General features: G+C 68.6%; 19 protein-coding genes. 1 reads left to right on the top strand and 18 read right to left on the bottom strand.

Translation table 11 applies throughout. The features are described from left to right. Positions 1-2: 2 nt before the first annotated feature. The 9 genes from ffh to CJ179_RS04485 form a co-directional block, all read right to left on the bottom strand. Positions 3-1,589, bottom strand: coding sequence for a signal recognition particle protein (gene ffh / locus CJ179_RS04445; RefSeq protein WP_095860774.1), 1,587 nt, complete (start codon positions 1,587-1,589; stop codon positions 3-5). Positions 1,590-1,665: 76 nt separating this feature from the next. Beyond that, positions 1,666-4,218, bottom strand: a complete 2,553-nt coding sequence (locus CJ179_RS04450) for a [protein-PII] uridylyltransferase (RefSeq protein ID WP_095860775.1) — start codon at positions 4,216-4,218, stop codon at positions 1,666-1,668. Then, on the bottom strand, positions 4,208-4,546 hold the full coding sequence (locus tag CJ179_RS04455) for a P-II family nitrogen regulator (protein ID WP_005240467.1): 339 nt from the start codon (positions 4,544-4,546) through the stop codon (positions 4,208-4,210). Before CJ179_RS04455 ends, CJ179_RS04450 begins: the two co-directional genes overlap by 11 nt. A 4-nt stretch (positions 4,547-4,550) precedes the next feature. Next, positions 4,551-5,870, bottom strand: a complete 1,320-nt coding sequence (locus tag CJ179_RS04460) for an ammonium transporter (protein WP_371851535.1) — start codon at positions 5,868-5,870, stop codon at positions 4,551-4,553. Positions 5,871-6,128: 258 nt separating this feature from the next. Continuing rightward, positions 6,129-7,535, bottom strand: a complete 1,407-nt coding sequence (gene ftsY / locus CJ179_RS04465) for a signal recognition particle-docking protein FtsY (protein WP_174705453.1) — start codon at positions 7,533-7,535, stop codon at positions 6,129-6,131. Between the two features lie 66 nt (positions 7,536-7,601). Next, the gene (smc, locus tag CJ179_RS04470) at positions 7,602-11,207 is read right to left on the bottom strand and encodes a chromosome segregation protein SMC (RefSeq protein ID WP_095860776.1); all 3,606 of its coding nucleotides are present in this window, start codon (positions 11,205-11,207) and stop codon (positions 7,602-7,604) included. Positions 11,208-11,229: 22 nt separating this feature from the next. Next, positions 11,230-11,499 carry an acylphosphatase gene (locus CJ179_RS04475; protein ID WP_255314957.1) on the bottom strand — a complete coding sequence of 90 codons (270 nt, stop codon included), beginning with the start codon at positions 11,497-11,499 and terminating at the stop codon, positions 11,230-11,232. 5 nt (positions 11,500-11,504) lie between these two features. Further along, complete coding sequence (locus CJ179_RS04480) at positions 11,505-12,434, bottom strand: hypothetical protein (RefSeq protein WP_083395557.1); 930 nt, start codon at positions 12,432-12,434, stop codon at positions 11,505-11,507. Continuing rightward, positions 12,434-12,874, bottom strand: a complete 441-nt coding sequence (locus tag CJ179_RS04485; protein WP_072937781.1) for an OsmC family protein — start codon at positions 12,872-12,874, stop codon at positions 12,434-12,436. The genes CJ179_RS04480 and CJ179_RS04485 overlap by 1 nt, the downstream gene beginning before the upstream one ends. Positions 12,875-13,021: 147 nt before the next feature. Between CJ179_RS04485 and CJ179_RS04490 the strand changes: the two genes are divergently transcribed. Next, a complete protein-coding gene (locus CJ179_RS04490) occupies positions 13,022-13,726 on the top strand; it encodes a pyridoxamine 5'-phosphate oxidase family protein (protein ID WP_095860777.1) in 705 nt (234 codons plus the stop codon). Here the strand turns inward: CJ179_RS04490 and mutM are convergent. The 9 genes from mutM to recG form a co-directional block, all read right to left on the bottom strand. Next, complete coding sequence (gene mutM / locus CJ179_RS04495) at positions 13,677-14,546, bottom strand: bifunctional DNA-formamidopyrimidine glycosylase/DNA-(apurinic or apyrimidinic site) lyase (RefSeq protein WP_072937779.1); 870 nt, start codon at positions 14,544-14,546, stop codon at positions 13,677-13,679. The genes CJ179_RS04490 and mutM overlap by 50 nt on opposite strands. Next, positions 14,539-15,297: a ribonuclease III gene (gene rnc / locus CJ179_RS04500; protein ID WP_072937778.1), complete on the bottom strand. Its 759-nt coding sequence runs from the start codon at positions 15,295-15,297 to the stop codon at positions 14,539-14,541. Before rnc ends, mutM begins: the two co-directional genes overlap by 8 nt. 19 nt (positions 15,298-15,316) lie before the next feature. Continuing rightward, on the bottom strand, positions 15,317-15,499 hold the full coding sequence (rpmF, locus tag CJ179_RS04505) for a 50S ribosomal protein L32 (RefSeq protein ID WP_005240446.1): 183 nt from the start codon (positions 15,497-15,499) through the stop codon (positions 15,317-15,319). A 2-nt stretch (positions 15,500-15,501) separates the two neighbouring features. Beyond that, on the bottom strand, positions 15,502-16,062 hold the full coding sequence (locus tag CJ179_RS04510; RefSeq protein ID WP_072937777.1) for a DUF177 domain-containing protein: 561 nt from the start codon (positions 16,060-16,062) through the stop codon (positions 15,502-15,504). Positions 16,063-16,211: 149 nt separating this feature from the next. Continuing rightward, a complete protein-coding gene (locus CJ179_RS04515) occupies positions 16,212-16,985 on the bottom strand; it encodes a DivIVA domain-containing protein (protein WP_095860778.1) in 774 nt (257 codons plus the stop codon). 108 nt (positions 16,986-17,093) lie between these two features. Continuing rightward, positions 17,094-17,588: a pantetheine-phosphate adenylyltransferase gene (coaD, locus tag CJ179_RS04520; protein ID WP_015890262.1), complete on the bottom strand. Its 495-nt coding sequence runs from the start codon at positions 17,586-17,588 to the stop codon at positions 17,094-17,096. Continuing rightward, positions 17,585-18,151 (bottom strand): 16S rRNA (guanine(966)-N(2))-methyltransferase RsmD, encoded by a 567-nt coding sequence (rsmD, locus tag CJ179_RS04525; RefSeq protein ID WP_072937775.1) that lies wholly within the window; start codon positions 18,149-18,151, stop codon positions 17,585-17,587. Before rsmD ends, coaD begins: the two co-directional genes overlap by 4 nt. Then, positions 18,148-21,552: a pyruvate carboxylase gene (locus CJ179_RS04530; protein ID WP_095860779.1), complete on the bottom strand. Its 3,405-nt coding sequence runs from the start codon at positions 21,550-21,552 to the stop codon at positions 18,148-18,150. Before CJ179_RS04530 ends, rsmD begins: the two co-directional genes overlap by 4 nt. 134 nt (positions 21,553-21,686) lie before the next feature. Beyond that, on the bottom strand, positions 21,687-23,945 hold the full coding sequence (recG, locus tag CJ179_RS04535; RefSeq protein WP_072937773.1) for an ATP-dependent DNA helicase RecG: 2,259 nt from the start codon (positions 23,943-23,945) through the stop codon (positions 21,687-21,689). Position 23,946: the final 1 nt, after the last annotated feature.

Genomic DNA, 23,946 nt, shown 5'->3' on the forward strand with positions numbered 1-23,946 from the left:
GGCTACTTCTTCGGCAGCTTCAGCCGGGACAGGTCGATGCCCTCCAGTCCGGGCGGCAACTCGTCGAGGCCCTTAGGCATGTTCGACAGGTCGGGCATCCCCGCGGGGAGACCTCCGGGCGGCATACCCGGGAACCCGCCGGGCAGGCCACCGGGGAATCCTCCGCGCACCTTCGGCGGCGTCGGCCCCTTGCCGCCCTTCTTGCCCTTCTTGCCCTTCTTGCTGCGCTGCGGCTTGCGGGCACCCGGCATGCCCATGCGCCCGGCCATCGCGGCCATCATCTTGCGGGCCTCGAAGAAGCGGTCCACGAGCTGATTGACGTCGGAGACCTTCACGCCGGAACCGTTGGCGATCCGCAGGCGGCGGGACGCGTTGATGATCTTCGGGTCGTCGCGCTCGGCGGGAGTCATACCGCGGATGATCGCCTGCACCCGGTCGAGCTGCTTCTCGTCGACGTTCGCCAGAGCGTCCTTCATCTGCCCCGCACCCGGGAGCATGCCCAGGAGGTTGCCGATGGGACCCATCTTGCGGACGGCCATCATCTGCTCGAGGAAGTCTTCGAGGGTCAGCTGGCCGGAGCCGATCTTCTGCGCGGTGGCCTCGGCCTGCTTCTGGTCGAAGACCTGCTCCGCCTGCTCGATGAGGCTGAGCACGTCACCCATGCCGAGGATGCGGCTGGCCATGCGGTCGGGGTGGAAGACGTCGAAGTCTTCGAGCTTCTCACCCGTGGACGCGAACAGAATGGGCTGCCCGGTGACCTCGCGGACGCTGAGCGCGGCGCCACCGCGGGCGTCGCCGTCGAGCTTCGTGAGCACGACACCGGTGAATCCGACACCTTCGCGGAACGCCTCGGCGGTGCTGACCGCGTCCTGACCGATCATTGCGTCGAGAACGAAGATCGTCTCGTCGGGGTTCACGGCGTCGCGGATCCCCGCGGCCTGCGCCATCAGGTCGGCGTCGATACCCAGGCGACCCGCGGTGTCGACGATGACCACGTCGAACTGCTTGGTGCGGGCTTCCTCGACACCGGCCCGGGCCACCTCGACCGGGTCGGCCGCAGTGATACCCAGCTCGTTGTCGCCGCCGCCGATGGACGTGCCGGGGTGCGGCGCGAACACCGTGGCGCCCGCGCGCTCACCGACGATCTGGAGCTGGGTGACGGCGCCGGGACGCTGCAGGTCGCAGGCGACGAGCAGCGGGGTGTGCCCCTGGTCGCGCAGCCACTTCGCGAGCTTGCCCGCGAGGGTGGTCTTACCGGAACCCTGCAGACCGGCGAGCATGATGACCGTCGGCGGTGTCTTGGCGAACACCAGCCGGCGGGTCTCGCCACCGAGGATCCCGACGAGTTCCTCGTTGACGATCTTGACGACCTGCTGCGCCGGGTTCAGCGCCGCCGAGACCTCGACGCCCTTGGCGCGTTCCTTGATCTTGGCGATGAACGAGCGGACGACGGGCAGCGCGACGTCTGCCTCGAGCAGGGCCAACCGGATCTCACGGCAGGTGGCATCGATGTCGGCTCCGGAAAGGCGACCCTTGCCACGCAGATCCTTGAGGGCTCCGGTCAACCTGTCGGAAAGGGATTCGAACACCGAGTGCGCTCCTGAAGTCATACGAGTGTGCGGTGGATATTCTCGGGCACCAGCCTAGCCGCTCACGTCCGGTCGTTCATTCTCCCCCGCTGCCCTCCCGTTTCTTCGGCTTGGTGAGCGGGACGACGCCGAGGATCGCGCTCTCGACCTGTTCCCGGCTCGCCCGGGTGTCCCCGCCGCCGACATCGAGGCAGAACGAGTCGATCACCGACGAACCCAGAGTGGTCACCCGCGCCCACCGGACGTCCGCGCCGCACGTGTCGAACGCGTCGGCCAGCCTGCACAGCAGCCCCAGCCGGTCCTCGGCCCTGAGCTCGAGGATCACCTCGCCGGGCGACGCCGTGTCGAACCAGATGACCCGCGGCGGCGCCTGCGCGTACTGCACCGGAACCGCGGCCTCGCCCCGTTCCTCGACGGCGGCCACGCGCTGGCTCTCGCGGGCCTCCTCCTCCTTGGCGGTCAGCATCTCCAAGAGGTTCAGCTCCCCCGCCAGTGCGCGGATCAGCTCCTGCCGCAGCAGTCCCGCCTGCGGCGGCGCCCCGAACCGCGGGGACACGACGAACGAGTTGACCGCCGAACCCTCGGCACCGCCCAGCGAGGCGGAATAGACCCGCAGGGAATGCAGCGCGAGCACGCCCGCCGCCTTCGACAGCAGACCGCGCTGGTCGGGCGCGATGACCGTGACCACAAACGTGTGCGGACTGTCGGCGGGGACCAGTGCGACGTGCACGCCCCCCGTCGCCGCCAGAGCGACGTGCTCCGGATCGAGCGGATCGGGTGCGGGAAGCACCTCCCCCGCCATGACCAGACGGCAGCGGCGCACGAGTTCCCCGATGAGCGAGGACTTCCAGTCGCCCCACACCCCGGGACCGGTCGCCAGCGAATCCGCCTCCGCCAGCGCGTGCAGCAGTTCCAGCAGAACGCCGTCACCGCCGAGCGCCTCCACCACCCTCTCGACAGTCTCGGGATCGTCGAGGTCCCGCCGCGTCGCGGTGTGCGGCAGCAGAAGATGGTGGCGCACGATCGCCGTCAGCAGCGCGACGTCGGACGGCCACAAACCGAGCCGCTTGCCGATCTGGGTGGCCAGTTCCGCGCCGACCACACTGTGGTCGCCGCCGCGGCCCTTGCCGATGTCGTGCAGCAGCGCGCCGAGCATCAGCAGATCCGGGCGGGCGACGCGGGTGGTGAACCCACTGGCGTAGGCCGCGGTCTCGACGAGGTGGCGATCCACCGTCCACGTGTGCACCGCGTCCCGCGGCGGCAGGTCCCGGACGGCACCCCACTCGGGAAGCAGCCTGCCCCACAGTCCGGTGCGATCGAGGGCCTCGATCGCGGCGACGGCACGGCTACCGGAACCGAGCATCACCAGCAGGTCGTTCAGGGCCTCCTTCGGCCACGGCTCACGCAGCTCGGGGGCGTTGTCGGCCAGGCGATTCAGAGTGGACGCCGACATCGGCATCCCCGTCGTCGCCGACGCGGACGCGACCCGCAGCACGAGGCCGGGGTCCTTCGCGGGCCGGGCGTCGCGGGCCAGCACCACTTCACCGGCGTGCTCGACGACTCCCTCGTCGAGGGGCCGCCGCACCGGTGGTCGGCGCAACCGCGCCAGTCCGCGCCGCGGCAGTGCATGGCCTGCCGTCCGTACCCCGACGTCGACGGAGTAGCTGATGGTGCGCGCGGCGTCGCTGAGCATGCGCGCGAGGTCGAACCGATCGCCGATCCGGAGTGCGGCGCCGATCTCGTCGGCGTCCTGCGCCCGCAACTGATCGCGCGAGCGTCCCGCCACCCGGTGCAGTTCGGTGCGGACGTCGAGGAGCCGCCGATGCGCGAGCGCCAGTCCCCCGCCGGGCGACTCCGGACCGAGTCCGGGCATGCCGTCGGTGAGCTGCGCGATGGACAGCGCGTTGAGCAACTGCACGTCCCGCAGTCCACCGCGACCGCTCTTGAGGTCGGGCTCGGCGCGGTGGGCGATCTGGCCGCTGCGTTCCCAGCGGGCCTGCGTCTGTTCGATGAGGCCGTCGAAGCGGTTGCGGATGTCGGTGCGCCACTGCCTGCGCACCCCGCTGATGAGCAGATTGGTCAGCTCGACGTCGCCGACGATGTGGCGCGCCTCGAGCATTCCCAGGGCTGCGGTGATGTCCGTGTCCGCCACCTGCAGCGCCTGAGGGATGGTGCGGACGCTGTGGTCGAGCTTGATGTGCGCGTCCCACAACGGATACCAGAGCTGGTCGGCCACCTGCGAGACCACCGCCGGATCCATGTCGTCGTGGAGCAGGAGGAGGTCGAGGTCCGAGTACGGCAGCATCTCCCGCCTGCCGAGCCCTCCGACCGCGACGAGCGCGAACCCGCTGTCCGGTTTGATGCCGAGTTCGGCACCCTTTGTGGTCAACCAGAACTCGTGCAGGTCGACGAGCGCATGACGCAGCGCAGCCGCGTCGAGCCGACGTCCGTGACCTGCCGGATTCCTTGTGCCGGGGCCGGTCTCGGGGCCGCCGGTGAGCAGTTGCCTGCGTGCGCGGGCCAGGTCCGCCGCTTCGTCCGATCCGCCTGACGCAACCGGCCCTGGTTCCGTCGCCTTGGCGACGGGACCAGGGCCGGTCTTACCGGACCCGTTGGGGTCAGAGCGCATCCGCGCCGCGTTCCCCGGTGCGTACCCGGATGACCGACTCGACCGGTGAGACCCACACCTTGCCGTCACCGATCTTGCCGGTGCGTGCCGCCTCGACGATCACCTCGACGACCTTGTCCACAGCAGCGTCGTCCACGACGACCTCGACCCGGACCTTCGGTACGAAATCGACCGAGTACTCGGCGCCTCGGTAGACCTCGGTGTGGCCCTTCTGCCGGCCGTACCCCTGAACCTCACTGACAGTCATGCCGAGGACGCCCGCCTGCTCGAGTCCCGTCTTGACGTCCTCCAGAGTGAACGGCTTGACAATTGCTGTGATCAGCTTCATTTCCTCATCCCTCCTTGCCGGATACACGAGCGGCTGCCGAGTTTCCGCCGAGAGCGGCGAAATCGTAGGCGGTTTCTGCGTGTTCCGACTCGTCCACTCCAAGTGATTCACCCTCGTCGCTGAGCCGCAGCCCGATCGTGAACTTCACGATCAATGCGACGACGGCCGTACCGACGAGCGAGTAAAGCAGTACTGCTCCGGCGCCCACTGCCTGACGCCAGAGTTGGTCGAGGCCTCCACCATAGAACAGTCCGACAACACCCGCGGGCGCCTCGGCCGTCGCGACCAGGCCGACCATCAGCGTTCCGACGATGCCACCGACCAGGTGAACACCGACGACATCGAGCGAGTCGTCGAACCCGAAGCGGAACTTGAGTCCGACGGCGAGAGCGCAGAGTGCGCCGGCCACGACGCCGATCGCGAGTGCACCGAGGACGTTCACCGAGGAGCAGGAAGGCGTGATGGCAACCAGGCCGGCCACGATTCCGGAAGCCGCGCCGAGCGTGGTGGCGTGGCCGTCGCGAATCCGCTCGACCAGGAGCCAGGCGAGCATCGCCGCGCACGTTGCGATCACCGTCGTGATGAAGGTTGCGCCCGCGATTCCGTTGGAACCGACGGCTGAACCGGCGTTGAAGCCGAACCAGCCGAACCACAGCAGGCCTGCGCCGAGCATCACGAAGGGCAGGTTGTGCGGACGGAACGGGGTTCCCGGCCATCCCTTGCGCTTGCCGAGGATGATCGCGAGAACGAGGCCTGCGGCGCCGGCGTTGATGTGGACAGCGGTACCACCCGCGAAGTCGACCGCGGCGAGTTTGTTGGCGATCCACCCGCCGTTCTCGGCGGTGACGCCGTCGAAGGCGAAGACCCAGTGCGCCACGGGGAAGTACACGACCGTCGCCCAGAGCCCGGCGAACAGCAGCCAGGAACCGAACCGCAGGCGATCTGCGACGGCACCCGAGATGAGGGCGACTGTGATGATCGCGAACATGGCCTGGAACGCGACGAACACCGTCGCGGGGATGGTGCCGACGAGCGGGATCGCGGAATCGGCGATGACCGAACCGGCGTCGTCGGTCTCGGCGAGGTAGGACCCGCCGATCAATCCTTTGAGGCCGAAGTACTGGAACGGATCACCGACAAGGTTCCCCTTGTCCTCTCCGAACGCCATGGAGTAGCCGTAGAGAACCCACAGGATGCCGACGACACCCATCGCGCTGATGCTCATCATGAGCATGTTCAGCACGCTCTTGGCCCGCACCATGCCGCCGTAGAAGAACGCAAGACCCGGAGTCATGAGCAACACGAGCGCGGCGCTGGTCAGCATCCACGCTGTGTCCCCGGTGTCCGGTGCACCGATAGTGGGGAAATCCACCTTGAGCCTCCTCCTTCTCTGCCCAGCCGGTTGCGGCTGACGACCTGAGAAGAAGGGTGCTCAGTTGGTGTTTCGGCTGTGCCACTGCACTGTTTCGCGCGCGTGAACGCATTGGCCTATTTTGTTGCGTACACGTTTCGCCAGGCGATTTGCAGTCGGTTTCAGGTCCCCGGAGCCGTCCGGGACCCCGAGAAGACCGCGGGATCCCCGCTAACCGAGCAACGCGTCGACGAAGGCTCCCGGCTCGAACGGCGCCAGATCGTCGGCACCCTCACCGAGTCCGACGAGCTTCACCGGGACCCCGAGTTCGTGCTGAACCTGGAACACGATGCCGCCCTTGGCGGTGCCGTCGAGCTTGGTGAGCACGACACCGGTGATGTCGACGACCTCGGCGAACACCCGCGCCTGCGCCAGGCCGTTCTGGCCGATGGTCGCGTCGAGGACCAGGAGGACGTCGTCGACCGACGCCTTCTTCTCGATGACCCGCTTGACCTTGCCGAGCTCGTCCATCAGGCCCGTCTTGGTGTGCAGCCTGCCCGCGGTGTCGATCAACACGACATCGACGCCGTTGTCGATCCCCTTGGCCACCGCGTCGAACGCGACGGCCGCCGGATCCGCGGCTTCCTTCCCGCGCACCACTTCGGCGCCGACCCGTTCGGCCCACGTCTGCAACTGGTCCGCGGCGGCCGCACGGAACGTGTCGGCGGCGCCCAGCAGGACGCGCCTGCCGTCGGCCACGAGAACACGTGCGAGCTTGCCCGTGGTGGTGGTCTTGCCGGTGCCGTTCACGCCGACGACGAGCAGGACCGCCGGGTGGTCGTCGTGTGGAAGGGCGCGGATGGAGCGGTCGAGTTCCGGACGGAGTTCGGAGACCAGGACCTCGCGAAGCAGTGCGCGAGCGTCGGCCTCGGTGCGAACGCTGCGCGACGCCATCTGCTCACGCAGCGAAGTGACGATCTTCGTGGTGGTCGCCGAGCCGAGGTCGGCGATGAGGAGCGTGTCCTCCACCTCTTCCCAGGAGTCCTCGTCGAGGTCACCGCCGCCGAGCAGTCCCAGGAGGCTCTTGCCCACCGCGGACTGCGAACGGGACAGACGCCCACGCAGACGGTCGAGGCGGCCTTCGGTGGGAGCGATGACGTCGAGCGCGGGTGCCGCGGGAGCCGGTTCGGGCTCGGGCGTGGGCGCGACCTCGGGTTCCGGTTCGACCTCCGGGGAGACCACCGGTTCGTACGTGACCGGCTCCGGCGGGGCAGTCGGCTTCTGGGGTTCCTTTTCGGGTGCCTTCTCCGGTGCGGGGGCCTTCTCCGGCTCCGGAGGCGCCACGACCTCCGGTTCGGGGGTGATCGTGGGTTCCGGCACCGGTTCGGGCAGCACCGGCTCCGGCACCACCTCGCGGGGCGGCGCCGTCGCCGTCGACCCTTGGCTGAAGTTGAAGCCGCCGTCGGCGCGGTAACTGCCCGAACGGTCCTTCTCCGCCGTGGTGACCTGCGGGGTGTCCGGCGCCTTGAGGGAGATCCGGCGACGCCGATACAGCAGGGACCCGACGACGAGAACGACGAGAAGTACGGCCAGTGCGGCCGCGATGGCAATCCAAGCTCCGGTAGTCACGCCGCCCATTGTTTCAGGCTCCGGATTCCGTCGCGCACTGCCTCGCCGGGCGCAGGGTCCCCGTCGGTGCCGGAATCAGGCGTCTGCGGCCACCATGTCCTGGCCACGGAGCCGCTGGGAGATGACGGTGGTGATGCCGTCGCCGCGCATACTGACGCCGTACAGCGCGTCGGCCACCTCCATCGTCGGCTTCTGGTGGGTGATGACGATCAGCTGGGACTTCTCCCGCAGCTGCTCGAACAATCCGATGAGGCGACGCAGGTTGGTGTCGTCCAGCGCGGCTTCCACCTCGTCCATCACATAGAAGGGAGACGGCCTGGCGCGGAAGATCGCCACGAGCATCGCCACGGCCGTGAGCGATTTCTCACCGCCGGAGAGCAACGACAGCCGCTTGACCTTCTTGCCGGGCGGCCGGGCCTCCACCTCGATGCCGGTCGTCAGCATGTCGGACGGGTCGGTGAGCACCAGCCTGCCCTCGCCGCCGGGGAACAGTTTCGCGAAGACCTGGACGAATTCGCGTTCGACGTCCGCATAGGCCTCGGTGAACACCTGCAGAATGCGGGCATCGACGTCGGCGACGACACCGAGGAGGTCCTTGCGGGCGGTCTTCACGTCCTCGAGCTGTGTCGAGAGGAAGTTGTAGCGCTCCTCGAGCGCGGCGAACTCCTCGAGCGCCAGCGGGTTGACCTTCCCGAGCGTCGCCAGGTCCTTCTCGGCACGTTTGGCGCGACGTTCCTGCGTGGTTCGGTCGTACGGAACCGGTGCGGGCATCGTGACCTGTTCGCCGCGCTCCTTCGCCTGCTCGTACTCCTCCATCTCGAGTGCGGACGGCGGCAGCGCGACATCGGGACCGTATTCGGCGATCAGATCGTCCAGGCCGATCCCGTGCTGGTCGAGGATCGCCTCCTCGAGTTGTTCGATGCGCAGTGCGGCCTGGGCGCGGGCCACCTCGTCGCGGTGCACAGCGTCGGTGAGCGACGCCAGCTGTCCGGCCAGCTGACGCACCCTCTCCTTCACCTGTTCGAGTTGGGTCGTCCGCTCGGTGCGGGCCCGGGCGAGTTCGTCCCGGTGTGCCATCGCCGAGTCGACGACCTCTCCGAGGTGCTCGGCGACCCGCTGTCCTGACTCGGCGACCGCCGCTGCGACGGCGGCGGCGTTCTGCCGGGCCTTCATCGCGCGTTCCGCGCGGGCACGCGCGTCGCGTTCCACCTGGGCGGCGCGGCGCAGCGAATCGGCCTTGCCGCGCACGGACTCGGCCCGTTCCTCGGCCGTGCGCACGGACAGCCGCGCCTCGACCTCCACGGCCCGCACTTCCGCCAGGGCCGCGGCCGCCATCTCGCGATCGATGCTCGTCGAATCGGAACCACCCGTGTCGGCGCCGGCGGGCGAGGCGTCCTGTTCCGCCATCCGCAACCGTTCCTCGAGTTCGGCCAGCGCGGTGAGCGTGTCCTCGCGACCGCTCTCGGCCTTGTCCCGCTGCGCCATGAGTCGATCGGATTCGGCGTGCGCGGCGCGGGCGGCCTGGCCGAGGCGGCCGAGGCGTTCGTAGATGGCCGACATCGCGGCGTCGGACTCGTTCAGCGCGGCCAGTGCCTGCTCGGCGTTCTCCTGGCGGTCGGCCTGTTCCGCGACGGCACCGGACAGTGCCGCGGACAATTCCTCGGCGCGACGTTCGGCGCGGGCGAGGTCCTGCACCGAGTTGTCGATGGCGGCCTGGACCTCGAGGGTGCTCGGCTGGCGGTCCGAGCCGCCGCTCATCCAGCCCGCCCCGAGGAGATCACCGTCGCGGGTGACGGCACGCACGTCGGGTCTGCGCCGGACGTGTGCGACGGCGTCGTCGAGGGAGTCGACCACGACCACTCCGCCCAGAAGAGCCGCGAGCCCGGTCCGCAGTTCGGCGGGGCAGTCGATGACGTCGACGGCCCACCGGGCACCGGAATCCAGGTGCCCGCCGTTCGACACGGCCTGATCGGTGCCGATGACCAGGGACGCCCGACCGCTGTCCGTCTCCTTCAGCGCACCGACCGCGCCGCGGGCGGCATCGAGGGATTCGGCGACGACGGCGTCCGCGGCGGGGCCCATCGCTGCCGCGACGGCACCCTCGTACCCCTTCTCGACGGTGATGAGGCCACCGATCGGTCCCCGGATTCCGTGCTCGCCCCGGTTCTCGACGAGCCAGCCGGCGCCGTCCTTGCGTTCGAGGCCCATCGACAGCGCGTCGATCCGGGCGCGCAGCGACGCCACTTCCTGCCCGGCGGCGCGTTCTTCGGCCTGGAGTTCGGTGACGCGTTCGGTGATCAGACGCAGCGCCTCGACGGCACGCTCGTGGTGGGAGTCGAGCCCGAGTTCACCGGCGTCGAGGTCGCCGATCTCGTCCTGGACGACCTCGAACTCGGACTGCGCGGCGTCGCCGCGCTGCCGGGCCTCGTCGATCGCGACGGTCAGCCGGGACACTTCGGCGTCGACGGAGTCGGCGCGGGTGCGCAGCGTGTCGACCTGCCCGGACAGCCGGGCCAGGCCTTCCCGGCGGTCGGCGATCGCCCGCACCGCCGCCATGTGGGCCCGTTCCGCGTCGGCAGCGGTCTCCTCCCCCAGCGCCAGTTGCTCCTTGGCCGCGTCCAGCGCCGCGCGGGCCATTTCGACGGCTTCGACGAGTTCCATTTCCTCCGCGGCGATCCGGTCGGCGCGGGTCTCCATCTCGTCCGGATCCTGACCGCGGTTCGCGGACGGCTCGGAGTCGAGGTGGCGCGCCCGCTCGCGGGCGATGCGGATGGTCGCGTTGACGCGCTCCGCGAGCGCCGACAGCTGGAACCACGTCTGCGCGGCCGCTTCGGCACCCGGTGTGAGCCTCGACAGTTCCTGCTCGTGCCGTCCCAACTCGAGATTGGCCTCGTCGAGCGCCTCGGTGACCTGGTCGTGCTGTTCGCGGGCGACCTTCTCGTCCTGCGCCTGGTCGGCCAGCTCCTCACGCCGCGTCACCAGGTCGTCGGCCGCGAGCCGCAGCTTCGCATCGCGCAGGTCGGCCTGCACGGTCTGCGCGCGGCGCGCCACCTCGGCCTGCCGCCCGAGTGGTTTGAGCTGGCGCCGCAGTTCCGCCGTGAGGTCGTTCAGGCGCGCCAGGTTGGCCTGCATCGCGTCGAGTTTGCGGACCGCTTTTTCCTTGCGTTTGCGGTGCTTGAGCACCCCGGCGGCCTCCTCGATGAACGCGCGCCGGTCTTCCGGGCGCGATTCGAGGATGGCGGCGAGGCGGCCCTGCCCGACGATCACGTGCATCTCCCGGCCGATACCGGAGTCGCTGAGCAGTTCCTGCACGTCCATCAGCCGGCACGAGCTGCCGTTGATCTCGTATTCGCCGGCGCCGTCACGGAACATGCGCCGGGTGATCGATACCTCGGAGTAGTCGATCGGCAGGGCGCCGTCGGAGTTGTCGATGGTCAGCGTCACCTCGGCGCGCCCGAGGGGCGCCCGCCCGGCGGTGCCGGCGAAGATGACGTCTTCCATCTTGCCACCGCGCAGCGCCTTCGCCCCCTGCTCACCCATGACCCAGGTGAGGGCGTCGACGACGTTGGACTTACCCGACCCGTTCGGCCCTACGACACAGGTGATTCCCGGCTCGAATCGCAGAGTCGTTGCGGACGCAAAGGATTTGAATCCCTTCAGCGTCAGACTCTTCAGATGCATGACGGAGAACTTTACCTTCGGTTCACCGTTCGACGAACCCGGTGAGGTCGCCGCGGGGGGAATCCCATTGCTCCACGACGAGATCCACCGCGCCCGGCGTGTCTCCCGACCGCAACAGCGTCAGCAGGGTGTCCAGCTTGTCCCGGGGTCCCTCGGCGATGACGAGTACCCGCCCGTCCTTCTGGTTGGCCGCGTATCCGACGAGGCCGAGCTCGAGTGCGCGGGCGCGGGTCCACCACCGGAATCCGACGCCCTGCACGTACCCGTGCACCCATGCGGTCATTCTCTCCATGTCCGTCACGACCGTTCGAGCTTGTAGATCTTCCCCGTGAAGCTGGTGGCGTAGAGCGCGTCCGGGTCCCAGCCCGGTCCGGCGCCGAAGCGCACCGAGGACACGAGGGGCAGTCCGGACGCCAGCGCGCAGCTCTCCCCCGTCGCCGGATCGACGCGGACCACCTTGCCGCCGCCGTTGTACGCGACGTACACGATCCCGTCCGGTCCGACGGTGAGGTCGTCGGCCGCGTTGAGTGGCCCGGAGCCGGGCAACTCGACGGACACGACGGGACCGCGCAGGTCGTCCTCGCGGAGGATGCGCAGCGTGGTCGTGGTGTCGAACGTCGTGACCGTGTACACGTTGCCGTCGTGCACGGCGAGTCCGTCGACCGTTCCCAGATCGGTGCGCACGACCTCCGGTGTGTGGGGATCCTCGGCCGGGACGCGGGTCAGTCCGGCGCCGGAGCCGAGATTCCGCGCGGTGAGGATGTCGCCGTTGCTCAGCCGGACGAGCCCGTTCGGCATGACGAGCCCCTCGGCCACGGTGCTGGTGTCACCGGTGTCGATGTTCACGACGTCGACGGTGCCGGTCGTCGAACCCGTGACCCCGGAGGCGAAGGAATTCCCCGTGGCGAAGTACGCGTCGGCGCCGTCCACGGCGATCCCGCCCGGCGACTCGACCTCGGGCACGATCGGGGTGACGGTGCCGTCGGGGCTGACGCCGTCCAGGGCTCCGCCGCCCACCAGGCCCGTCCGCGACACCAGCATGGTGCCCGCGCCGTCGAAGGCCAGGTTCTCGAGTACGCCCGCGCCGGACGTCACCTCCGACACCGACCACGGGGTGCAGGCGCCGCCGGGGGGCGAGAACGCGGGCCCGGCCGCAGCAGGCGCGACCACGAGCAGACCGGCGCAGAGGGCAGACCCGCCCGCGAGTGCGGCGAGCTCACGCCGCATCATTGTTCCTTCTCGACGGTCAACGTCACTTTCGTCCCGGCCTTCAGTGTCCGCCCGACCGTGCACACCTTGTCGACCGACCGTTCCACGAGCGTGACCAGACGCTCCTGCGCGTCGGCGTCGAGTTCGCTGAGATCGAGCTCGAGCACCTCGTCGAGCTGCGGGTACACCTCGTTCTCCCGGTCGGCGGCGCCGGACACCCGGATGGTGGCCTCGTAGTTGTCGCCCAGGCGCCGCGACAGCGGGAAGTCCGAGCTCATTCCGCTGCACGCGGCGAGCGCGATCTTCAGGAGTTCCCCGGGAGTGAACACGCCCTCCACGCCCTCGGAGCCGATCAGGACCTCGGCGCCGCGGGAGCTGCGGCCGGTGTACAGCCGGGTGCCCGTTCGCTCGACCCACAGTGAGGTGGGCGCCGTCGTGTCGGAAGTCTGTTCTGCCATGCGCTCAATCCTGCCACCGACGGGCACAACGCCAGGTAGGCGGGTGGGCGGCAGCGGTTTCCACTGATTTGTGAACGCCGATTCTCGGCAGTGGGAACCGGTGGGCCGTAGGGTGAACCGACCAATGACGCCGAGACGTAGCGGGGAATGCAGATGGGCCAGATCGGTAGTGCGGGAGAACGCCGACTCCAATCCGAGTACGGCACCGGGGATCGGGCCGCCAAGTTCTACTCGGATCAGATGCTGGACCATCTCAATCCGACGATGATCGAGTTCGTCGGACGCCAGGAGATCGCGTTCATCGCCACCGCCGACGCGTCCGGCGAGTGCGACAACAGCCTGCGTGCCGGGACACCGGGATTCATGCACGTCATCGACTCGAAAACCCTCGCGTACCCGGAGTACCGTGGCAACGGCGTCATGGCGAGCCTCGGCAACATCCTGGAAAACCCGCACGTCGGAATCATTCTCGTGGACTTCGTGCAGGACCTCATCGGACTGCACGTGAACGGTTCGGCCCGGATCGTCGACGACGAGGTCCTTCGCTCCGAGATCGCGGACCTGCCGATGGACCACTCCGGCGGGCGGATCCCCGAACGCTGGGTGGTGGTGGACGTGGAGGAGGCATACATCCACTGCCGCAAGCACATTCCGAGGATGGCACCGGTTCCCCGCCACCGCGAATGGGGAACCGACGACGTGAAACGCAAGGGCGGCGACTACTTCGACGCCAAGGCGACGCCGCGCCACGACTCCGACGGACAGGTCGTCGAGGAACCCGCGCCCGCCGAACTCACCCAGGTCATCGCGCCGGGCTTCTCCGTGGCGCCGGCTGGCACTTCGGGCAACTGAACGACGAGCGGTTCATGAACTTCTCCCGCCGGATCGCGGTGCCGCAGCGAGGGCACGGGCGATCCTCCTGACCGTAGGCGGACAGGGAGCGGTCGAAGTAGCCCGACTCGCCGTTGACGTTCACGTATAACGCGTCGAAGGACGTGCCGCCCTGGGTGAGTGCCTCGCGCATGACCTGCTGGGCGGCGGTGAGCACAGCACGAATCCGGGGACCGGTCAGCCTGTCGGTGAGCCGATTTCCGTGGATCTGCGCGCGCCACAACGCCTCGTCCGCGTAGATGTTGCCGATGCCGGAGACGACGGTCTGGTCCAGCAGCACACGTTTGATCTCGGTGTGCTTGCCGCGCACCACCTTCACGGTGGCCGCGAGGTCGAAACGCGGATCCAGTGGGTCGCGGGCGATGTGCGCCACCGAGTCCGGCACGAGTGAGCCGTCGACCTCGACGAGGGGCGCGAGCGCCCAGCCTCCGAACGTCCGTTGGTCCACGAACCGGAGGTCGAGACCGGAATCGAGCCGGGCCCGGATGCGCAGATGCTTCTCGGTCGGCAATTCCGGTGGCTGCACGAGCATTTGACCACTCATACCCAGATGGACCACGAGTGCGACCGTGCTGGGTTCGAGGACCAGCCACAGATACTTTCCGCGGCGGTCGGCGCCTGCAATACGTTCGCCGGTGAGCTGTCCGGCGAGGTCGGCCGCGCCGGGCAGGTGACGCCGGATCGCCCGCGGGTGCAGGATGTCCACGGAATCGATCGACGCCCCCACGATGTGGCGTTCGAGTCCGCGCCGGACCACCTCGACTTCGGGTAGTTCAGGCACTGACGTCGTCGGTCGCTACGTCGGGGCCCGCGTCGGACAACGCGTTCCACGCCGTGCTCGCGGCCTTCTGCTCGGCCTCTTTCTTGGAGCGGCCGATACCGACGCCGAGGGGCTTGCCGCCGACGATCACGGTGGCGGTGAACTCCTTGTCGTGATCCGGACCCGTCGCGGTGATCTCGTACGCCGGAACTCCGACGCCACGCTCCGCGGTCAGCTCCTGCAGGCTCGTCTTCCAGTCCAGGCCCGCGCCGAGGCGGGGGGCTCGCTGGAGGAGGTCGCTGAAGAGATCGAGTACGACGCGTCGCGCCGTCTCGATTCCGTGCTCGAGGTGGATGGCGCCGAGAATCGACTCCATGCCGTCGGCCAGGATGCTCGGCTTGTCGCGGCCGCCGGTCATCTCCTCGCCCTTCCCGAGTAGGAGATGGGCACCGAGACCGCCCTCACCGAGGCTGCGCGCCACTTCCGCGAGCGCGTGCATGTTCACGATGCTCGCCCGGATCTTCGCGAGGTCGCCCTCGGATTTATCGGGGTGCGCGAGGTAGAGCTTCTCCGTGACGGTGACTCCGAGTACGGAGTCACCGAGAAACTCGAGACGCTCGTTGGTGGGCAGACCACCGTTCTCGTACGCATACGAGCGGTGCGTCAGCGCCAGGGTGAGCAGTGAAGGCTCGATTTCTACGCCGAGGGCGGCGAGGAGGGATGCGTGATCCTCCTCGCCGCCGGCGGGTGTATTACTGATGTCGCTCGTCACAACGCCTCTCCGTGGAGAATTAGACGGCGGCAGTGACCTGGCGGCCCTTGTATGTGCCACACGACGGGCACGCGACGTGGGGCAGCGTCTTCTCGCCGCAGCCACGGTTGGGGCAGGTGACGAGGGTAGGCACAGTGGTCTTCCACTGGCTGCGACGCGACCTCGTGTTGGATCGCGACATTCTGCGCTTGGGGACAGCCACTTCTACTTCTCCTCGGCTTCGTTGTTCACAAGATTCTTGCTGGGTTCCGAATCCACGCCAAATTTGGCTGCAAGACCAGCCCAGCGAGGATCAAGTATGTCATGCCCGTGGCCAGATTCGGCAATCGCCAGGCGAACGCCACATTCTGGGCACAATCCTTGGCAGTCGTCACTGCAGAGCGGCTGCAATGGCAGTGCAAGGCCGACGGCGTCGATCACGACGGGTTCGAGGTCGATCTCGTCGTCGACGACGTGATAGACCTCCCCCTCCTCCGTGGTCTCTTCCGTGGTGCTGTCCGGGTACGCGAACAGTTCCGTGAGGGTCAGGTCCACCGTGCCGGAGAACGGCTCGAGACATCTCGAGCACTCCCCGACGGTGTCGGCTCGCAAGGAACCGGTGACCAGGACCCCCTCGGATACGGCCTCCAACCGGAGATCCAGATCGATCTCCGATCCTTCCTCGATGGCGATCAGGTCGAGACCGATGCGCTGTGGCGCCGTCACCACCCGGTCCACGGTGCGCATCGAACCGGGACGACGGCCGAGTTTGACCGTGTCCAGCACGAAGTCCGCGTCCCGACGGGAACGCGATGAGCTGTGGCGATGGGATGACAACAGGCTTCACTTTCGAGAAAAGGAAAACGACAAAGGGCAACCACTCCACGATACGCAATGAGCGCGGTGGAGCCAAATTCGATCGAGGGTTCCGCCGCTCAGCGTCGACGCTCGGCGCGGCGGTCGTCGACGTCGTAGTCGGATGCGTAGTCGGGAACACCCGAACCCGTCCGCAACTGCTGACGCCCCCGCCCCACGGACCGGACCGTGCCGTTGAGGAAGTCCTCGAACTCCGCGAGCTTCGTGTCGACGTACAGGTCGCAGTCCGAGCGGAGACGATCCGATTCGGCGTGCGCGGAGTCGATCACCCGGGCCGACTCGGCGTGGGCGGCCTGGACGACCTCCGTCTGCGAGACGAGCCTCGCCTGCTCGGCCGTGCCCTCCGCGACGGACCTCTCGTAGGACGCCTTGCCCGACTCGATCATGCGATCGGCCTCGGACCGCGCCCGACCCGTGAGCGTGTCGTACTCGCGCTGGCCTTCGGCGACGGAGGACTCGGCCTCGGCACGCGCGTCGGCGACCAACTGCTCGGCGTGCGCGCGGGCCTCGGCGACCATCCGGTCGGCCTGCGCCTTCGCATCCGCCAGGATGCGGTCGGCGTCGTCGCGGGCGTTCTCGATGGTGGAGTTCGCTTCGACGTTGGCGCTGGAGACGGTCTTCTCCGCGTTGGCGCGGGCGTCCCCCACCAGTTTGTCCTTGTGGTCCAGGACGTCCTGGGCGTCGTCGAGTTCACCGGGAATCGCATCGCGCACGTCGTCCAGCAGTTCGAGGACGTCGCCGCGGGGAACCACGCAGCCGGCGGTCATCGGTACGCCGCGTGCCTCTTCGACAATCGCGACAAGTTCGTCGAGCGCCTCGAAAACCCGGTACACAAGCAACCCCAATCGTCCGTGACCCTCAGCAGGTCGGCGCAGCCTTCCTCGTGCAAGTCTGCACGACCGGACGCCGCGGGCGGGTCCTGGCAGCCGGTGTGTCGGGTATCAGCTGCTCTCGGCGGCGCGCTCGGCGATCCTCGTGAGAAGGCGGGCGTGCACCTTCTCCGGGAGCATGTCGGAGACGTCGCCACCGAAGGTGGCCACTTCCTTCACGAGCGAACTCGACAGGTAGCTGTAAGTGGGGTTGGTCGGGATGAAGAGGGTGTCGACACCACTGAGCTTCTGGTTCATTTGCGCCATCTGCAGCTCGTAGTCGAAGTCGTTGGCACCGCGCAGGCCCTTGACGATCGCCGTGATCCCTTGCTGCTTGGCGTAATCCACCAGCAGGCCGTGCCAGGAGGAGACCCGCACGTTGGGCAGATCGGCGGTCGAGTCTTCGAGCATCTCGATGCGTTCCTCGACGGTGAAAAGGCCACGCTTGTTCTTGTTGACCATGACCGTCACGATGACCTCGTCGAACTGCGCGGCAGCTCTGCCGATCACGTCAAGGTGGCCATTGGTCACGGGGTCGAAGGATCCGGGGCAGACAGCGCCAGTCATGAGTCCAGACCGTAGCAGGTCGCCAATTCGATTCTCGCCTCACCGTACTTCTTCGCCTTGACGGGCGCGAAGCCGTCGGGCCAGGCCGTCTCGGGTGACCTCGACGACCGCTCGAGCACCACGATCGAGCCGTCGCCGACCCAGCCGTTCACCCGCAGGTGACCGAGGACCGTCTGCACCGCCGCATCGTCGACGGCGTATGGCGGATCCGCCATCACCAGGTCGTACGGCCGGTCGGCGGTGCCCGCGAGCACCGCGGCCACCGGGGCGCCGCGGACTTCCGCGCCGGGCAGGCCGACCGTCGTCACGTTGTGTTTGATGATGCCTGTCGCCTTCGAGTCGGACTCGACGAGGACGACGCGATCCGCACCCCGGGACAGCGCCTCGAGGCCGAGCGCCCCCGATCCCGCGTAGAGATCGAGGACGGACGCGCCCTCGAGGTCCATCCTGCTGTGCAGGGCGCTGAACAATGCCTCGCGGACCCGGTCCGAGGTGGGCCGGGTCCCGCTCGGCGGGACCCGCAGGCGTCGACCGCCTGCGAGTCCCGCGATGATCCGAGTCACTCGCTCGCGGACTCCCCCGTCGCCACGACGGCGAGGAGGTCGCCGCCCTCCACCTGCTGAACCGAACCGATGGCCAGCCGGGAGACGGTGCCACCGCGGGGTGCGGTGATGGCCGCTTCCATCTTCATGGCCTCGATGGTGGCGATCGTGTCGCCGGCGGCGACATGCTGGCCCTCGGTGACGGCGAGGGTCACCACACCGGCGAACGGCGCCGGCACGTGGCCGGGGTTGTTCTTGTCGGCCTTCTCCGCGGCCGGGATCTCACTGGAGATCGACCGGTCACGCACCGACACCGGACGCAACTGCCCGTTGAGGATGGCCATGACGGTGCGGTATCCACGCTCGTCGGGTTCGGAAATGGCCTCGAGCCCGATGAGCAGCTCGACACCCTGCGCGAGGCGGACCCGGTGCTCGTCGCCGCGGCGCAGTCCGTAGAAGAACTGGTTCGCCGACAGCTGCGAGGTGTCGCCGTACTTGTCCCGGTGCTCGAGGAATTCCTTCGTCGGGCCGGGGAACAGCAGCCGGTTCAGCGTCGCGCGGCGCTCCGCGGACGTGCCCGCGAGGGCCTTCTCGTCCTCCGCGGACAGCGGCACCTCGGGCTTGGCGTCGCCACGGCCTTCGAGTGCCCGGGTGCGGAACGGTTCCGGCCAGCCACCGGGCGGGGTGCCCAGTTCGCCGCGCAGGAACCCGACCACCGAGTCGGGGATGTCGAACTTCGCGGGGTTCTCCTTGAACTCCTCGGTGGAGGCACCGGAGCCGACGAGGTGCAGGGCGAGGTCGCCGACCACCTTCGACGACGGGGTGACCTTCACGAGGCGGCCGAGCATCCGGTCGGCGGCCGCGTACTTGGCCTCGACCTCCTCGAACTTGTCGCCGAGCCCGAGGGCCACTGCCTGTGTGCGCAGGTTCGACAGCTGACCGCCCGGGATCTCGTGCGTGTAGACACGCCCGGTGGGGGCGGGCAGCCCGGACTCGAACGGCTTGTAGACCTTGCGGAGCGCCTCCCAGTACGGCTCGAGGTCGCACACGGCCTGCAGGTCCAGGCCGGTGTCGTGCTCCGAGTGCGCCGCCGCGGCCACGATGGCCGACAACGCCGGCTGGCTGGTGGTGCCCGCCAGTGCGGCCGACGCGCCGTCGACGGCGTCCGCGCCCGCCTGCCACGCGGCCAGGTACGTCGCGAGCTGTCCGCCCGGGGTGTCGTGGGTGTGCACGTGCACGGGCAGGTCGAAGTTCTTCCGCAGCGCGGTCACCAGCGTGGTGGCGGCCGGGGCGCGGAGCAGTCCGGCCATGTCCTTGATCGCGATGATGTGCGCACCGGCCTCGACGATCTCCTCCGCCAGGCGCAGGTAGTAGTCGAGGGTGTACAGCTTCTCGTTCGGGTTCGACAGGTCGCCGGTGTAGGACAGGGCGACCTCGGCGACCGAGGTGCCGGTCTCGCGGACGGCGTCGATGGCCGGCCGCATCTGGTCGACGTTATTGAGGGCGTCGAAGATGCGGAAGATGTCGATGCCGCTGTTCGTGGCCTCCTCGACGAACGCCCGCGTCACCTTCTCCGGGTACGGGGTGTACCCGACGGTGTTCCGGCCGCGCAGCAGCATCTGCAGGCAGATGTTGGGCACGGCCTCACGCAGCGCCGACAGCCGGTACCAGGGGTCCTCGTGCAGGAACCGCAGCGCCACATCGTAGGTGGCACCGCCCCACGCCTCGATCGAGAGCAGTTCCGGGGTCATCCGGGCGACGTGCCCGGCGACGTCGAGCAGACCGCTGGTGCGCACACGGGTCGCGAGCAGCGACTGGTGGGCGTCGCGGAACGTGGTCTCGGTGACCGCGAGTGCCTTCTGCTCCCGCAGTGCCTTGGCGAATCCCTCCGGCCCGAGGGCGAGGAGCTTCTGGCGGCTGCCGTCCTGCGGCGGGGCGGACAGGTCGATCTGGGGCAGCTTGTCGCGCGGGTACACCGCCGACGGCCGCTCGCCGTGCGGCTTGTTGACCGTCACGTCGGCGAGGTAGGACAGGATCTTGGTGCCACGGTCGGCGGAGCTGCGCAGCGTGAGCAGCTCGGGGCGTTCCTCGATGAACGAGGTGGTGACCCGGCCCGCCTTGAAATCGGGGTCGTCGAGCACGGCCTGCAGGAACGGGATGTTCGTCGACACGCCGCGGATGCGGAACTCGGTGACCGCGCGGCGGGCCCGGGCGACCGCGGTTTCGAGGTCGCGGCCGCGGCAGGTGAGCTTGACGAGCATCGAGTCGAAGTACGCGCCCACCTCGGCGCCGAGGGTGGCACCGCCGTCGAGACGGATGCCGGCGCCGCCCGGTGTGCGGTACGCGGTGATCCGGCCGGTGTCCGGACGGAACCCGTTGGCCGGGTCCTCGGTGGTGATGCGGCACTGCAACGCCGCACCGCGCAGCGTGATCTTGTCCTGACTCAGGCCCAGATCGGCGAGGGTCTCCCCCGACGCGATCCGCAGCTGGGACTGCACGAGGTCGACGTCGGTGACCTCTTCGGTGACGGTGTGCTCGACCTGGATGCGCGGGTTCATTTCGATGAACACGTGGTTGCCGCGGGTGTCGAGGAGGAATTCGACGGTGCCCGCACAGGAGTAGTTGATCTCCTTCGCGAACGCGACGGCGTCGGCGCAGATCTTCGCCCGCAGCTCTTCCGGAAGGTTCGGGGCCGGCGCGAGTTCGATGACCTTCTGGTGCCTGCGCTGCAGCGAGCAGTCCCGCTCGAACAGGTGGATGACGTTGCCCTGACCGTCGGCCAGGATCTGGACCTCGATGTGCCGCGGGTCGACGACCGCCTGCTCGAGGAACACCGTCGGGTCACCGAACGCCGACTCGGCCTCGCGGGCGGCCGCCTCGATGGACTCCTTGAGCTGTGCCCGCTCGGCGACCCGGCGCATGCCGCGGCCACCGCCGCCTGCGACGGCCTTCACGAACAGCGGGAACTGCATGGTCTCGGCCGCGGCCAGCAACTCGTCCACATCGGCGGACGGCTCCGACGACGCCAGCACCGGCAGACCGGCCGCCTTCGCCGCGGCGATCGCGCGCGCCTTGTTTCCGGTGAGCTCGAGCACCTCGGCGGAGGGACCGACGAACGTGATGCCCGCCTCGGCGCACGCGGCGGCGAGATCCGGGTTCTCGGAAAGGAAGCCGTAGCCGGGGTAGATGGCATCGGCGCCTGCCTGCTTGGCCGCGGAGACGATCTCGTCGACGGAGAGGTACGCCCGAACCGGGTGTCCCTCCTCGCCGATCTGATAACTCTCGTCGGCCTTCAGACGGTGGATCGAGTTCCGATCCTCGTACGGGAACACCGCAACCGTTCCAGCACCTAGTTCGTAGGCGGCACGGAAAGCGCGGATCGCAATTTCGCCACGGTTGGCGACCAGGACTTTGGAGAACATTGGAGCAAACTACCCCGTCGAAGACGGCCGTGGAGAACAGGCATCCCACATTGCAAGATTCTCCACAAACTTCACAAAGACCCCCCTGACGTGTGCGAATTCTGCAACAGACCCGAAACAGACGTGCGAAGTTCTCACGTTTTCTCCAAATATTCGATGCGGTCGGCGTCGAGCGCCGACGTCACCATCGCCGACAGCCCCGGGTGATTCTCGAGCCGCGGATCGTCCGCGATCACCGACCGCGCGAACTCGGACGCCGCCGCGATGACGTCCTCGTGGCCGAGCAGCGACAACAGCCGCAGCGTCGACGTCGTGCCCGACTGCGCCGCACCGAGGATGTCGCCCTCGCGACGGGTGGCGAGGTCGAGCTGCGCGAGTTCGAAGCCGTCGTTGGTCGACGCCACGTTCGACAGTCGCTCGTAGGCGGGGCCGCCCGGGTTCATTTCCGTGACGAGAATGCACAGCCCCTGGTGTTTGCCACGGCCGACGCGTCCGCGCAGCTGGTGCAGCTGGCTGACGCCGAAACGGTCCGCGTCGACGATCACCATGATCGTCGCGTTCGGGACGTCGACTCCGACCTCGACCACCGTGGTGCACACGAGGACGTCGATGTCGCCGGCCGTGAAGTCGCGCATCACCGCGTCCTTCTCGTCCGCGGGCAGCCTGCCGTGCAGCAGTCCCACCCGCAGGTCGGGCATGATGTCGCCGCTCAGTTCCTCGAACACGTCGACGGCGGACTTCGTCTCGGGCGCCTTCTCGTCGAACGCGTCCTCGCCGTCGCCCTTCTCGCCGTCGCCGATCCGTGAGCACACGACGTACGCCTGCCGCCCGTCGGCCACGTCCTCGCGGATCCGTTCCCACGCCCGCGCGACCCACTGCGGCTTCTGGGACGCGGGTACCACACTGCTCTTGATCGGGGAACGCCCCTTCGGCAGCTGGCGCAGCGTCGACACCTCCAGATCGCCGAGCACGGTCATCGCGATGGTGCGGGGAATCGGCGTCGCCGTCATCACCAGCAGGTGCGGGCTCAGGCCCTCCCGCGCCCTCGACCGCAGCCGGTCGCGCTGCTCGACACCGAACCGGTGCTGCTCGTCGACGACCACCATCCCGAGGTTGAAGAATTCGACGTTGTCCTGGATCAGGGCGTGCGTGCCGATGACGATTCCGGCGTCGCCGGTGATCGCCTCGTTCATGGCCGTTCGTTTGGCGGCGACGCCCATCGACCCCGTCAGCAGCGCCACCCGTGTCGCCTTCTCGTGCGCGCCGAGTTCCCCGGCGGTCGCGAGGGCGCCGAGCATCGCCCGCAGCGACCGGGCGTGCTGCGTGGCGAGCACCTCGGTGGGCGCGAGCAGCGCGCACTGGTAGCCGGCGTCGACCACCTGGAGCATGGCGCGCAGGGCCACGATCGTCTTGCCCGAACCGACCTCACCCTGCAGCAGCCTGCTCATCGGGTGTGGTTGCGCCAGATCGGCGGAGATCTCGTCGGCGACCGAATGCTGACCGTCGGTGAGCTGGAACGGGAGCATGCTCTCGAACACGTCCGCGATCCCGCCGGGCACGGGCGAGCACGCCGGTGCGACCCGCTCGGCGTTGTCGTGGCGGCGACGGGCGAGCACCAGTTGCAGCGCGGTCGCCTCGTCGAACCGCAACCGGTCGTGGGCGTTCTCGACGTCCTCGCGGGTGTCGGGCAGGTGGACCGACCGCAGGGCTTCGTCGAGTCCGATCAGGTCCCGTTCGGCCCGGACGTTCTCCGGCAGCGGGTCGTCGACGTGGTCGAGCTGGTCCAGGATCTGGCGGACGCATTTCATGATCGTCCAGCTCTCGACGTCCCGGGTGGCGGGGTAGAGCGGGATCAGCGCGCGGTCGAACACCGACATGTCGACCCCGGCTCCGGCTTCCTGCGACGCCCGGGCGATGCCCGCGAGGTCGCCGGCGCCGCGTATCCGGCCGACGTTGACGACGGGGTCCTCGCTGCCCGCGCGGGGTTCGGGAAGGACGAGGTAGCTCGGGTGGGTGAGGCTCCACTTGCTGCGGAAGTACTTCACCGTTCCCGAGAACATCGCGCGCACGCCGGGCTTGATCACGTGCTTGACCTTCTGCGGGCTGAAGAAGGTGACGTCCACGTTCTGGGTGTCGGTCGACAGGACCACCTTGAGCATGCTGCCCGGCCGGTTCTTCATCTTCACGACGGCCGCGGACGTGACCCGGGCGATGATCGTGATGTGCTCGCCCTCCGGCGGGTCCTTCTCGGCGAGCTCCCGGCCCTGCGAGGCGTACCGGTGCGGGTAGTGCCGCAGCAGGTCCTCGACCGTGCTGATGTCGAACGCCTCCTCGAGCGCGTCGGCGGTCTTCTTCCCCAGCAGATGATCGAGCCGGTCGGACAATGTGGCCATC

Source organism: Rhodococcus sp. ACS1 (assembly GCF_002300155.1).
GTDB classification, from domain to species: Bacteria; Actinomycetota; Actinomycetes; order Mycobacteriales; family Mycobacteriaceae; genus Rhodococcus_F; species Rhodococcus_F koreensis.